The organism is Streptomyces sp. NPDC055189, assembly GCF_053606765.1.
The window spans coordinates 1-11,853 of the sequence record NZ_JBSGSG010000051.1 but is presented as its reverse complement, the minus strand read 5'-3'; the positions used below and the strand labels follow the sequence as shown (position 1 = coordinate 11,853).

14 protein-coding genes, 1 tRNA gene and 1 riboswitch are annotated in these 11,853 nt (G+C 67.9%); of the genes, 7 read left to right on the top strand and 8 right to left on the bottom strand.

The features are described 5' to 3' along the window. Positions 1-20: 20 nt before the first annotated feature. From ACWFR3_RS29310 to ACWFR3_RS29300, 3 genes are all read right to left on the bottom strand, one after another. Entirely contained in the window at positions 21-341 is a 321-nt protein-coding gene (locus ACWFR3_RS29310) for a DMT family transporter (protein ID WP_361186622.1), read from the bottom strand. A gap of 49 nt (positions 342-390) precedes the next feature. Continuing rightward, a riboswitch (guanidine-III (ykkC-III) riboswitch) is annotated at positions 391-460 on the bottom strand. Between the two features lie 51 nt (positions 461-511). Next, complete coding sequence (locus tag ACWFR3_RS29305) at positions 512-868, bottom strand: GroES family chaperonin (protein ID WP_397709576.1); 357 nt, start codon at positions 866-868, stop codon at positions 512-514. 87 nt (positions 869-955) lie between these two features. Then, complete coding sequence (locus ACWFR3_RS29300; protein WP_453737653.1) at positions 956-1,285, bottom strand: DUF3618 domain-containing protein; 330 nt, start codon at positions 1,283-1,285, stop codon at positions 956-958. Between the two features lie 213 nt (positions 1,286-1,498). Here ACWFR3_RS29300 and bcp point away from each other — a divergent pair, with 213 nt between their 5' ends. The 4 genes from bcp (at position 1,499) to ACWFR3_RS29280 (ending at position 4,874) form a co-directional block, all read left to right on the top strand. Next, entirely contained in the window at positions 1,499-1,966 is a 468-nt protein-coding gene (gene bcp, locus ACWFR3_RS29295; RefSeq protein ID WP_361387710.1) for a thioredoxin-dependent thiol peroxidase, read from the top strand. Positions 1,967-2,098: 132 nt separating this feature from the next. Beyond that, a complete protein-coding gene (proP, locus tag ACWFR3_RS29290) occupies positions 2,099-3,595 on the top strand; it encodes a glycine betaine/L-proline transporter ProP (RefSeq protein ID WP_453737652.1) in 1,497 nt (498 codons plus the stop codon). Between the two features lie 143 nt (positions 3,596-3,738). Then, a complete protein-coding gene (locus ACWFR3_RS29285; RefSeq protein ID WP_453737651.1) occupies positions 3,739-4,737 on the top strand; it encodes an HNH endonuclease signature motif containing protein in 999 nt (332 codons plus the stop codon). A gap of 54 nt (positions 4,738-4,791) precedes the next feature. After that, positions 4,792-4,874, top strand: a tRNA-Leu gene (locus ACWFR3_RS29280). 61 nt (positions 4,875-4,935) lie between these two features. Here the strand turns inward: ACWFR3_RS29280 and rdgB are convergent. From rdgB to ACWFR3_RS29260, 4 genes are all read right to left on the bottom strand, one after another. Further along, positions 4,936-5,541 (bottom strand): RdgB/HAM1 family non-canonical purine NTP pyrophosphatase, encoded by a 606-nt coding sequence (rdgB, locus tag ACWFR3_RS29275; protein ID WP_453737650.1) that lies wholly within the window; start codon positions 5,539-5,541, stop codon positions 4,936-4,938. 28 nt (positions 5,542-5,569) lie between these two features. Further along, positions 5,570-5,965, bottom strand: coding sequence for a hypothetical protein (locus ACWFR3_RS29270; RefSeq protein ID WP_453737649.1), 396 nt, complete (start codon positions 5,963-5,965; stop codon positions 5,570-5,572). 132 nt (positions 5,966-6,097) lie between these two features. Next, positions 6,098-6,838, bottom strand: coding sequence for a ribonuclease PH (rph, locus tag ACWFR3_RS29265; protein ID WP_453737648.1), 741 nt, complete (start codon positions 6,836-6,838; stop codon positions 6,098-6,100). 88 nt (positions 6,839-6,926) lie between these two features. Beyond that, entirely contained in the window at positions 6,927-7,160 is a 234-nt protein-coding gene (locus tag ACWFR3_RS29260) for a glucose PTS transporter subunit EIIB (RefSeq protein ID WP_453737647.1), read from the bottom strand. Between the two features lie 235 nt (positions 7,161-7,395). On the opposite strand from ACWFR3_RS29260, the gene ACWFR3_RS29255 reads away from it, so the two are divergent. Together ACWFR3_RS29255 and ACWFR3_RS29250 are read left to right on the top strand one after the other, a co-directional pair. After that, positions 7,396-8,709 carry a PTS transporter subunit EIIC gene (locus ACWFR3_RS29255; protein WP_453737646.1) on the top strand — a complete coding sequence of 438 codons (1,314 nt, stop codon included), beginning with the start codon at positions 7,396-7,398 and terminating at the stop codon, positions 8,707-8,709. A gap of 287 nt (positions 8,710-8,996) precedes the next feature. Continuing rightward, positions 8,997-10,262, top strand: a complete 1,266-nt coding sequence (locus ACWFR3_RS29250; RefSeq protein ID WP_453737645.1) for a PTS transporter subunit EIIC — start codon at positions 8,997-8,999, stop codon at positions 10,260-10,262. An 84-nt stretch (positions 10,263-10,346) separates the two neighbouring features. Here ACWFR3_RS29250 and ACWFR3_RS29245 read toward each other — a convergent pair whose 3' ends face one another. Then, positions 10,347-11,099, bottom strand: coding sequence for an MBL fold metallo-hydrolase (locus ACWFR3_RS29245; RefSeq protein WP_453737644.1), 753 nt, complete (start codon positions 11,097-11,099; stop codon positions 10,347-10,349). 223 nt (positions 11,100-11,322) lie between these two features. Here ACWFR3_RS29245 and ACWFR3_RS29240 point away from each other — a divergent pair, with 223 nt between their 5' ends. Then, entirely contained in the window at positions 11,323-11,784 is a 462-nt protein-coding gene (locus ACWFR3_RS29240) for a type II toxin-antitoxin system PemK/MazF family toxin (RefSeq protein ID WP_453737643.1), read from the top strand. Positions 11,785-11,853 lie beyond the last annotated feature (69 nt).

Genomic DNA, 11,853 nt, shown 5'->3' with positions numbered 1-11,853 from the left:
TTCGGCGACACCCGGCGCGGCTAGTGACCCGAAGTCGCCTTCAGACCCACCACGGCGACGAGCAGCAGCACGACGAAGAAGATCCGGGCGGCGGTGACCGGCTCACCCAGGATCACCATGCCGAGCACCGCCGCACCGGCAGCGCCGATACCGACCCACACGCCGTACGCCGTACCGATCGGCAGCGTCTTGGCGGCGTGGGAGAGCAGCATCATGCTCGCGACGATCCCGAGGCCCGTGAACACGCTCGGCCACAGCCGGGTGAACCCCTCGGTGTACTTCATCCCGATCGACCAGCCCACTTCGAGCAGACCGGCGACGATCAACAGAACCCAGGCCACGACGGCACCTCCGACACGTAGAGACGCGAGATCGCGTCACTTGAATGGGGGTGCGTCGTCTTTGCGGAAACCCGGTACGGCGCGTCTCGTCGGGGTCCTTCAAAGGTAGCAAAGACAGCGCAAAAGGGCTGGTGACGATGGTCACCGACCCTTGCGTACGCTCTCCGGCGCTACAGGTACAGCCCGGTCGAATCCTCGGAGCCCTCGAAGCGGTCGGCGGCCACGGCATGCAGATCGCGCTCGCGCATCAGCACGTACGACACGCCCCGCACCTCCACCTCGGCCCGGTCCTCCGGGTCGTAGAGGACCCGGTCACCCGGCTCGACCGCCCGCACGTTCTGCCCGACGGCGACCACCTCGGCCCAGGCAAGACGCCTGCCGACGGCGGCGGTCGCGGGGATCAGGATGCCGCCGCCCGACTTGCGCTCGCCCTCGGCGGTGTCCTGCCGCACGAGCACGCGGTCGTGCAGCATCCGGATGGGCAACTTGTCGTCGTGCGGGCTGTGTCCCTGGCTTTTGGCGCTCACGCCCCGAACCTACCTGTCCACGGCGCGCCCGTACGATGCCGGGTCGATCCTTCGTACGGTGCCGGGCCGGTATCAGCGGCGCCCCGGTCAGCTCTTGCGGCGCCGCGAACTCACCGCGAGCAGCCCCACGAGACCCACGACCACCAGCGCCACCGGCACGACGCGCTCCAGACGCGGCGCACCGTCCTCGGTCACCAGCTGGGACCGCACGTCGGAGACGACGCGGTTGGCGCCGACGTACGCCCGGCCGAGGGAGTTGTCCACACTCGCGACGACCTTGGCCTTCGCGTCACCGACGATCGTCTTCGGGTGGACCCGCACCCCGATCTCGTCGAGCGTCTCGGCGAGCGTCACGCGACGGCGCTTGATGTCCGCCTCGATCTGCGCCGGGGTCCTGGTGTCCGACGTGTCCGCCACCGCGCTGCCTCCGTGGTCGTGTCCGGCTGTCTGCTGTCCGGCCGTCTGTTCCGACCGGCCGTCTGTTCTGTCCGTGCCTTCTGTACGTATCGCCGACAGTCTGTCAGCTCCACGCCCGCCGCACCCCACGGCACCCCTATTACGCTCGACTCCGTCACCACATGTTTTACGAGCATCCTGCTTACGCAGCATCCTGTGCGAGGAGACCCAAAGATGAGCGAGCGACTCACCCCCGGCGACACGGCCCCGGCATTCACCCTGCCGGACGCGGACGGCAACGAGGTCTCCCTGGCCGACCACAAGGGCCGCAAGGTCATCGTCTACTTCTACCCGGCAGCGCTTACCCCCGGCTGCACCAAGCAGGCCTGCGACTTCACGGACAACCTCGACGTGCTCGCCTCCGCGGGATACGACGTCATCGGCGTGTCCCCCGATAAGCCGGAGAAGCTGGCGAAGTTCCGCGAGCAGGAGAACCTCAAGGTCACGCTGGTCGGCGACCCGTCCAAGGAGACCCTGGAGGCGTACGGCGCCTTCGGCGAGAAGAAGCTGTACGGCAAGACCGTCACCGGCGTCATCCGCTCCACGGTCGTCGTGGACGAGACGGGCAAGGTCGAGCACGCCTTCTACAACGTCAAGGCGACGGGCCACGTAGCAAAAATCATCAAGGACCTGGGCATCTGAGGATCTTCTGCCCGGGGCGTCTGCCCCTCCCCGAGTGTGACGAAAGCCCCCTTGAAGGGGGCTTTCGTTTGCGTCGGCGCGGATCGAGCAAGTGATGCCAGGAGGATTATTCGCAGAACGGAAGGACAACCCATGGCGGCCCACGACGAGGCAGAGGCCGATACCGAGGCTGTGAAGCGCCACCGCACCCTCTTCCGAGCCGCCAAACGCCGCAAGGATCCGCCGCTGCGACGCACGGACATCACGGTCACGGACGATGCGGCGGTCAAGCGGGCGGTCAAAGCGGCCTCGCTCGGAAATGCCATGGAGTGGTTCGACTTCGGCATCTACAGCTACCTGGCCGTCACCATCGGCCACGTCTTCTTCCCTTCCGGGAACGACACGGTCCAGCTGATCTCGTCCTTCGCCACCTTCGCGGTGTCGTTCCTGGTACGCCCCATCGGCGGCATGGTCTTCGGCCCGATGGGTGACAAGATCGGCCGCAAGAAGGTCCTCGCCCTGACGATGATCATGATGGCGATCGGCACCCTCGCCATCGGACTCATCCCGTCCTACGCCACGATCGGCTTCTGGGCCCCGGTCCTGCTGATCTTCTTCCGGCTCGTGCAGGGCTTCTCCACGGGCGGCGAGTACGGCGGCGCCTCGACCTTCATCGCCGAGTACGCCCCCGACAAGCGCCGCGGCTACTTCGGCAGCTTCCTGGAGATGGGAACCCTCGCCGGCTACGTCGGCGCGGCGGGCCTCGTCCTCATCCTGAACACCGCGCTCGGCTCGGACGCCATGGAGTCGTGGGGCTGGCGCCTGCCATTCCTCGTCGCAGGGCCGCTCGGCCTCGTCGGCCTCTATCTCCGTCTGAAGCTCGACGAGACGCCCGCGTTCCAGAAGATGGAGGACGCCACCTTCCACTCGGCGTCCGAGGGCGCGTCCACCGTGGAAACCACGGCGAAGGGCGACCTGGCGAAGATCTTCACCAACTACTGGCCGACGCTGATCCTCTGCATCGCCCTGGTGGGCGCGTACAACGTCACCGACTACATGCTCCTGTCGTACATGCCGACGTACCTCTCCGACGAGCTCGGCTACGACGACTCGCACGGCCTGCTGATCCTCATCGGCACGATGGTGATCCTGATGCTGATCATCACCCAGGTGGGCAAGCTCTCCGACCGCTTCGGCCGCAAGCCGCTCCTGATGACGGGCATGGTCAGCTTCCTGGTCCTGTCCATCCCGGCGTTCCTCCTGATCAAGCAGGGCAGCCTGATCGCGGTCTCCGGCGGCATGCTCCTCCTTGGCCTGTCCCTGGTCTGCCTCCTCGGCACCATGTCGGCGACGCTCCCGGCCCTGTTCCCGACGTCGGTCCGCTACGGCTCCCTGTCAGTCGGCTACAACCTCTCCGCCTCCCTCTTCGGCGGCACGGCTCCCCTGGTCATCACGTCCCTGATCAGCATCACGGGCACGGACATGATCCCTGCCTACTACTCGATGGCAGCGGCCCTGGTAGGCGTCATCGCGGTGGCCTGCATGAAGGAAACGGCCCAGAAGCCTTTGGACGGCTCGCCCCCGTCGGTGGGAACGAAGGAGGAAGCGGCGGAGATGGTCGAGGCAGCGGCCCCCACCCCGCGCTTCTGACCCCTCCCCCCTCTCCGGTCCGGAACGGCCCGCCCCACGTACAAGTGAGGCGGGCCGTTCCGCATTTCGGGCGTGACTGTCCGATAAACGGTTCGTTAGCCCGTACGAGGCTGCAACGGGTGGCCGGAGGCGGAGGGGGAACAATGCCGGATCCGTACAGCAAGGATCGGCTGAAGCCGGCCGTTGCCGAGGCTCGCAACTGGACTGACCTGATGCGGCGCCTCGGCCTCACGATGAGCGGCGGGCAACGACGCGTGCTGCAGGAGAAGGTGATCGGTCTCGGACTCGACACGAGCCACTTCGTCCAGCGCAGTCCATGGCGCAAGTATCCGGACGCCGCCATTGCTGACGCCGCCACGTCGTCGTCCTCGCTGCGCGAAGTGGCAGTGAAACTGGGTGCCACGCCGGCCACCGGGACGCTCTCTCACATCCGCCGCCGCATAGACGCCGCCGGCATCGACATCAGCCACTTCCCCGGCATCGATCGGCCCGAACTGGACCTCCCCTTCACTACCGAGGAGCTGCGGACAGCGGCCGCAGCAGCAACCAGTGTGCGCGGCATGGCGCGTTCACTGGGTGTGCCGGAAGACAGCCGCTCCCGCGCAACGTTGAGCCGCATGCTGCGCGCCCGACACATCGACACCGGGCACTTCTCTCACCGGCGACCGCTGATCCCTGAGGATGAACTCCGTGACCTTGTACAGAGCTCCACGAGTTACGCCGATGTGATGCGGGGCCTCGGTATGGAGGTCAACGACACCAATCACCGACGCATTCGGCGCGCGGCAGCCCGCCTCGGTCTCGACACCAGCCATTTCAAGCGCCGGGCCTGGGGGCAGCCGGACCGCCCGGCGCCCTCTCCGATCGCCCACCGGGTGCTGGTCGTCCTGCCTGACCATGCCGGGCGGACCAACAGGGCCAAGCTTCACCGTGCCCTGGCCGAGATGGGAGTCCCGTACCTGTGTGAACCGTGTGGCAGCACCGGTCAGTGGCTGGCGCAGCCGCTCACCTTGCAGATCGACCACGTCAACGGGGACTGGCGCGACAATCGGCGGGAGAACCTTCGGTACTTGTGCCCCAACTGCCATTCGCTGACAGAAACGTGGTGCCGCCAGAAGGGGACAGGGCCACTCGCCGGATAGCAGCCGGTCGCCGTACACTTACAGCCGCCCGTCACGCCCGACGACGGGCGGCTAGCGGCCTTGGCGGAACGGCAGACGCCTCGCATTTAGGGTGCGATGGGAGAAATCCCGTGAGGGTTCGAATCCCTCAGGCCGCACTCACCTTCGCTTAAAAGGTCCGGCCTGCGAATTCCGCAGGCCGGACCTTTTGCGTACCCGTCAGCCCAACAGCTCCCGCACCACAGGAACCAACGCCCGAAACGCCTTCCCCCGATGGCTGATCGCGTTCTTCTCGTCCGCGGAGAGTTCCGCGCACGTGCGCGTCTCGCCGTCCGGCTGGAGGATCGGGTCGTAGCCGAAGCCGCCCGAGCCCGCGGGGGTGTGGCGCAGTACGCCCCGGAGTTGGCCTTCCACCACCCTCTCCGTGCCGTCCGGGAGGGCGAGGGCTGCCGCGCAGGCGAAGTGGGCGCCGCGGTGGGCGTCCGCGTCGATGTCGCCGAGTTGGGCCAGGAGGAGGGCGAGGTTCGCGGCGTCGTCTCCGTGGCGGCCGGCCCAGCGGGCGGAGAAGATGCCGGGGGCTCCGCCGAGGACGTCGACGCAGAGGCCGGAGTCGTCGGCGACCGCGGGCAGGCCGGTGGCCTTGGCGAGGGCGTGGGCCTTGAGGAGGGCGTTCTCGGCGAAGGTGACGCCTGTTTCCCTGACGTCGGGGATCTCGGGGTAGGCGTCCGCGCCGACGAGGTCATGGGTGAGGCCTGCGTCGGCGAGGATCGCCTTGAGTTCCGTGATCTTGCCGGCGTTGCGGGTGGCGAGGATGAGGCGGGTCATGCCCACCAGTATCCAAGCCCCGGATCAGTTACGGCGTGCAGACCTTGGTCAGCTCGCTCGTCGCGTCCACGATCGGCTTGAGGTCGGGGGTCGCGTCCCCCTTGTCGACGGCGTCGCGGACGTTGTCGACGGCCTTGTCGAGGTCGTCGACCGCCTTGTTCACGTCGGTGTCCTCGGTCTTGTCGCCGATCTCGTCGATGTTCTTGTCGATCTTGTCGAGTGCCTCGTCCGCCTGTGTGGGGTCGTCACCGGCGTTCTCGACGGCCTGCTGGAGGTCGGTGACGCTGTCGGCGATGGCGTCCGCGGTCTGGACGCAGTCGAGTGCCTTGTTGACGGCGTCGCAACCGACGAGGCCGATGCCCGCCGGTACGGCGATCAGAACTGACGTGATGGCGATGGCAATACGGCGGTGGCGCGCGGCCATGCGTGGATCCCTCCCCGGGTGCTGGTACGGGCGCACGGCTTTGCGCGTGCGCCCGCATCCGTTAGAACGCTCGTGGAGGGCCGATGGTTGCCTGTCGGCTGCCCCAACCGGCTACTCGGCTGCCCCAACCGGCTACTTGGTCGCTTCGAGCGCCTCGCGCTGGAAGCGGGCCAGGTCTTCGCAGCCGCCGACCGCGAGGTCGAGCAGCGCGTTCAGCTCCTTGCGGTCGAAGGGCTCGGCCTCGGCGGTGCCCTGGACCTCGACGAAGCGGCCGTCGCCGGTGCAGACGACGTTCATGTCGGTGTCGGCCTTGACGTCTTCCTCGTAGCGCAGGTCGAGGAGGGGTACGCCGCCGACGATGCCGACGGAGACGGCGGAGACGGTGTCGGTGAGCGGCTTGCGTCCTGCCTTGACGAGCTTCTTGCCCTGGGCCCAGGCGACGGCGTCGGCCAGTGCCACGTAGGCGCCGGTGATGGCGGCGGTGCGGGTGCCGCCGTCGGCCTGGAGGACGTCGCAGTCGAGGACGATGGTGTTCTCGCCGAGCGCCTTGTAGTCGATGACGGCGCGCAGGGAGCGGCCGATGAGGCGGGAGATCTCGTGGGTGCGGCCGCCGATCTTGCCGCGTACGGATTCGCGGTCGCCGCGGGTGTTGGTGGAGCGCGGCAGCATCGAGTACTCGGCGGTCACCCAGCCCTCGCCGCTGCCCTTGCGCCAGCGCGGGACGCCTTCGGTGACGGAGGCGGTGCAGAAGACTTTGGTGTCGCCGAAGGAGATGAGGACGGAGCCCTCGGCGTGCTTGCTCCAGCCGCGCTCGATGGTGATCGGGCGGAGCTGTTCGGGGGTGCGGCCGTCGATGCGGGGCGTGGAGGACATGCGGCCGACCCTATCGGCACATGGCTGAGGGCCCTTACCGGTGATCGGCAGGGGCCCTCGGCGGGTGCGCTCAGTTGGGTTCAGCTGCTCACATCATGTCTTCGATGTCGGCCGCGATGGGGTCGGCGTCGGTGCCGATGACGACCTGGATCGCGGTGCCCATCTTGACGACGCCGTGGGCGCCTGCGGCCTTCAGCGCGGCGTCGTCGACCAGTGCCGGGTCCTTGACCTCGGTGCGGAGGCGGGTGATGCAGCCCTCGACCTCTTCGATGTTCTCGATGCCGCCGAGCCCGGCGACGATCTTCTCAGCCTTGCTGGCCATGGTGTTCTCCCTGTTCTTAAAGGACGCGGCCTCACCACACCGTAGGTCCGCTTTGCCACGGTAACGCACGGTTGGAGCATCTTCGCGGGCGGTTATGGCACTCGTACCCAATGATGACGATCAAGGTGCCATCCCTCATGCCATCCCCCGGGGGACGGCACCGCACCCGTTCCGCAACTGGTCTACACCAGTTTCCAACGACCGCCAAACCTGGCTTGTTCCGGAGGGGACGCCGATGAGTACCGACGCCGCGGCGGTGCCGCAGAAGAAGTGGTGGAACGGGCTGTTCCAGGGCCTGCAGAAGATGGGCCGCAGCCTTCAGCTCCCCATCGCCGTCCTGCCCGCCGCGGGCATCCTCAACCGCCTCGGCCAGCCGGACGTCTTCGGCGCCGACGGTCTCGGCTGGGACAGCGTCGCGAAGGTCTTCGCAGCGGCGGGCGGTTCGCTCCTGGACTCCGCGCTCGGCCTGCCCCTGCTGTTCTGCATCGGCGTCGCGATCGGCATGGCCAAGAAGTCGGACGGCTCCACGGCGCTCGCCGCGGTCACGGGGTTCCTCGTCTACTACGCCGTGCTGCGCGCCTTCCCCGACGACTGCCCCGCCGACACCACCTTCGGCGCCGCGGGAATGTGGAGCGGCGTCTGCGTGGCGGAGGACGGGACGGTGGCGCAGGCCGCGTACCAGAATCCGGGGGTCTTCGGCGGCATCGTGATGGGTCTGCTCGCCGCGTGGTTCTGGCAGCGCTATCACCGCGTGAAGCTGGTCGACTGGCTCGGCTTCTTCAACGGCCGCCGCCTCGTGCCGATCATCATGGCCTTCGTCGGCCTGGTCTTCGCCGGTCTGTGCGTGTGGGTCTGGCCGCCCGTCGGCGACGCGCTGACCAGCTTCTCCAAGTGGCTGGTGGATCTCGGCTGGCTGGGCTCCGGAATCTTCGGCGTGGCCAACCGCGCGCTGCTCACGATCGGTCTGCACCAGTTCCTGAACACGTTCGTCTGGTTCCAGTTCGGCGACTTCGAGAAGCCGGACGGCACGATCGTGCACGGTGACATCAACCGGTTCCTCGCGGGCGATCCGACGGCCGGTCAGTTCACGTCGGGCTTCTTCCCGATCATGATGTTCGCGCTCCCCGCTGCGGCCCTGGCGATCACGCACGCGGCCCGCCCGGAGCGTCGCAAGGTGGTCGGCGGCCTGATGCTGTCGGTCGGTCTGACGTCGTTCGTCACCGGCATCACCGAGCCGATCGAGTACTCGTTCCTCTTCATCGCGCCCGCGCTGTACGCGATCCACGCGGTGCTCACCGGTGTCTCGATGGCGGTGACGTGGGCCCTGGGGGTCAAGGACGGCTTCAGCTTCTCGGCGGGGCTGATCGACTACGTCATCAACTGGAGTCTGGCGACCAAACCCTGGCTGATCATCCCGATCGGGTTGGTCTTCGCCGTCGTGTACTACGTGCTGTTCAGCTTCGTGATCCGCAAGTTCGACCTGCACACCCCGGGACGAGAACCCGAGGAAGAAACGGAAGCACAGGACGCGGAGCAGACGAAGGCATAGCCGCCGTCAGGGCCGCTGCCGCCGACCGGCGCGCAGCCAACCGGAAGCTCCCCGAACGGCCCCCCGCAAGACCCTCGGACGAAATCGTCCGGGGGTCTTTCCCTGTCTATTTCGCGTTATGGCGGACCCCACAAAACTCGTGGGTTCCTTACGTCACCTTCACCGTGCTACAACAGGTCTACACCACTTAATGGTGTAGACCACGCGGCCGTCCGCCGCGGCCCCGGAGACGCCGCCGTCCCCCACTTCCATGTCCCCAGGCGGCGCCTTGCCCACTGGAGGAAGTTGTGTCCACGGCCAGTTCCGCTCCCGCGGCGGAGAAGAAGAAGGGCGCCGGCGTGATGGCTGTCATGCAGCGCATCGGCCGCAGCCTCATGCTGCCGGTCGCCGTGCTGCCGGCAGGCGCCCTGCTCGTCCGCCTCGGCAACCCCGACATGCTCGGCCGGGACTCCTTCCCTGCCTTCATCACCAAGATCGCCTCCTTCATGGCCGCGGGCGGCAACGCGATCCTCGACAACATGGCGCTGCTGTTCGCCGTCGGCATCGCGATCGGCTTCGCCAAGAAGTCCGACGGCTCGACGGCGCTCGCGGCCGTCACCGGCTACCTCGTCTTCAAGAACGTCCTCGGCACGTTCACCGACCCGAACCTCGACAAGATCGCGACGGTCGTCGACGGCAAGATAGTCATGACGGAAGCGCCGGTGGACGCCAAGGTCCTCGGCGGTGTCGTGATGGGCATCGTCGTGGCGCTGCTCTACCAGAAGTTCTACCGGACCAAGCTGCCCGACTGGGCCGGCTTCTTCGGCGGCCGCCGTCTCGTGCCGATCCTCTCCGCCTTCGCGGGCCTGGTCCTCGGCATCGTCTTCGGCTACATCTGGCCGATCCTCGGCACGGGTCTGCACAACTTCGGTGAGTGGCTGGTCGGTTCGGGCGCCGTGGGCGCGGGCATCTTCGGTGTCGCCAACCGTGCGCTGATCCCGGTCGGCATGCACCACCTCCTGAACTCCTTCCCGTGGTTCCAGGCCGGCTCGTACGAGGGCAAGAGCGGCGACATCAACCGCTTCCTCGCCGGTGACCCGACCGCCGGACAGTTCATGACCGGCTTCTTCCCGATCATGATGTTCGCCCTTCCCGCGGCCTGCCTCGCGATCGTCCACTGCGCCCGTCCCGAGCGCCGCAAGGTCGTCGGCGGCATGATGTTCTCGCTCGCGCTCACCGCCTTCGTGACCGGTGTGACCGAGCCGATCGAGTTCACGTTCATGTTCATCGCGCCGGTCCTGTACGCGATCCACGCGGTGCTCACCGGTGTCTCGATGGCGCTGACCTGGGCGCTCGGCATGAAGGACGGCTTCGGCTTCTCGGCGGGAGCGGTCGACTTCTTCCTCAACCTCGGCATCGCGCACAACCCGTGGGGCCTGGCCCTCGTGGGCCTCTGCTTCGCCGCGGTCTACTACGTGATCTTCCGGTTCGCGATCACCAAGTGGAACCTCCCGACGCCGGGCCGCGAGTCCGACGAGGAGCTCGCCGAGATCCTCAAGGCCGAGGCGAAGTAAGCCCCAGCCGCACGGCTCATACGAATCGAAAGAGCCCCGCACCGTTCGTCGTAACGGTGCGGGGCTCTTCCGTGTCACAAGGCGCTAGATCTCGTACGTCCGGCCCGCCTTCGCGAGCTCCGCCGGGCCGTCGTACGCCGCCCGCGCGTCCGCCAGGTTCACCTGCGGGTCCGTCCACGGCGGGATGTGCGTGAGGAGGAGGCGCGCGGCGCCCGCGCGCTGGGCGGACTCGCCCGCCTCACGGCCGTTGAGGTGCAGGTCGGGGATGTTCTCCTTGCCGTGCGTGAAGGCCGCCTCACACAGGAACAGGTCGGTGCCGGCGGCCAGTTCGTCGAGCGCGCCGCACACGCCCGTGTCTCCCGAGTACGTGAGGGACCTGCCCCCGTGCTCGACGCGGATGCCGTACGCCTCGACGGGGTGGAACACCTTCTCCGTACGGACGGAGAACGGGCCGATGTCGAACGAGGCCGGCTTGACGGTGTGGAAGTCGAAGACCTCGCTCATCGAGGAGGCCGAGGGGGTGTCTGCGTAGGCCGTGGTCAGGCGCTGTTCGGTGCCCTCGGGCCCGTAGACCGGGATGGGGGCGCAGCGGCCGCCTTCGTGCCGGTAGTAGCGCGCCACGAAATAAGCGCACATATCGATGCAGTGGTCGGCGTGCAGATGACTGAGAAAGATCGCGTCCAGGTCGTACAGACCGACATGGCGCTGCAGCTCGCCGAGGGCACCATTGCCCATGTCGAGCAGCAGCCGGAAGCCGTCGGCCTCTACGAGGTAGCTCGAACAGGCCGAGTCCGCGGACGGAAACGACCCCGAGCAGCCGACGACGGTGAGCTTCATGGAGCGGAGACCTCCGGAGGCGAAACGGGGGTTGTGCGGGGGCCTTGCGGGGCTCGCGAAGAGTCTTGCGAGAGGCTCTGCGCGGAGTGCTTCAATCCGTCGAGCGTAAGGCGCAAAAGGGCCGGTCGCTCCTCCGCCGAGGGCCGTTGTGGGAGAACTCACCTGCGCTGTCACCGGTTCGGGGGGCGCGCGGGGCGGGGTGCGCGCCGGTACCGTCTGCGGTATGGATACGTCGTGGTGGCTCGCCCTGGCCGCTGTGGTGGTGCTCGCCGTGGTCGCCACCGTGGTGGACGGCTGGGGTCGCGGCCACCGCGGACCCCGCGGCCGGGCCACCCGTCCGCCGGGTCGGCCGCGCGGCCCGCGACGTCAGCTTCCGGCGCCGAAACCGGCGGAGATCTGGTGGGCGCGGGTGCCGTACGAGGATGGTCCCGGCGAGAAGGACCGGCCCTGTCTCGTGCTTTCGGTGCGGGGCGAGAGCGCGGTCGTCGCGAAGATCACCAGCAAGTACCACGACGAGCGGCCCGGGGTGATTCCGCTGCCGCCCGGGTCGGTCGGGGACGCGCGCGGGCGGCCCAGCTTTCTGGAGACGGACGAGCTGCGGGACGTTCCGGTGTGGGAGTTCCGGCGGCGGGCGGGGATCGTCGACCCGGCGCTGTGGGATCAGGTGCGGTACCTGGCCGGGTAGGGCGGGCGGGGTCGGCTCTCGGCTCTCGACTCGGGAAAGTCGCCGGCTGCGCCGAGTTCGTCCTCAAAC

What these genes read in the sequence shown, in the direction of transcription:
- bcp (WP_361387710.1), top strand. Translation starts at nt 1,499, where the DNA reads ATGAGCGAGCGACTCACCCCCGGCGACACGGCCCCGGCATTCACCCTG.
- proP (WP_453737652.1), top strand. Translation starts at nt 2,099, where the DNA reads ATGGCGGCCCACGACGAGGCAGAGGCCGATACCGAGGCTGTGAAGCGC.
- ACWFR3_RS29285 (WP_453737651.1), top strand. Translation starts at nt 3,739, where the DNA reads ATGCCGGATCCGTACAGCAAGGATCGGCTGAAGCCGGCCGTTGCCGAG.
- rdgB (WP_453737650.1), bottom strand. Translation starts at nt 5,541, where the DNA reads ATGACCCGCCTCATCCTCGCCACCCGCAACGCCGGCAAGATCACGGAA.
- ACWFR3_RS29270 (WP_453737649.1), bottom strand. Translation starts at nt 5,965, where the DNA reads ATGGCCGCGCGCCACCGCCGTATTGCCATCGCCATCACGTCAGTTCTG.
- rph (WP_453737648.1), bottom strand. Translation starts at nt 6,838, where the DNA reads ATGTCCTCCACGCCCCGCATCGACGGCCGCACCCCCGAACAGCTCCGC.
- ACWFR3_RS29260 (WP_453737647.1), bottom strand. Translation starts at nt 7,160, where the DNA reads ATGGCCAGCAAGGCTGAGAAGATCGTCGCCGGGCTCGGCGGCATCGAG.
- ACWFR3_RS29255 (WP_453737646.1), top strand. Translation starts at nt 7,396, where the DNA reads ATGAGTACCGACGCCGCGGCGGTGCCGCAGAAGAAGTGGTGGAACGGG.
- ACWFR3_RS29245 (WP_453737644.1), bottom strand. Translation starts at nt 11,099, where the DNA reads ATGAAGCTCACCGTCGTCGGCTGCTCGGGGTCGTTTCCGTCCGCGGAC.
- ACWFR3_RS29240 (WP_453737643.1), top strand. Translation starts at nt 11,323, where the DNA reads ATGGATACGTCGTGGTGGCTCGCCCTGGCCGCTGTGGTGGTGCTCGCC.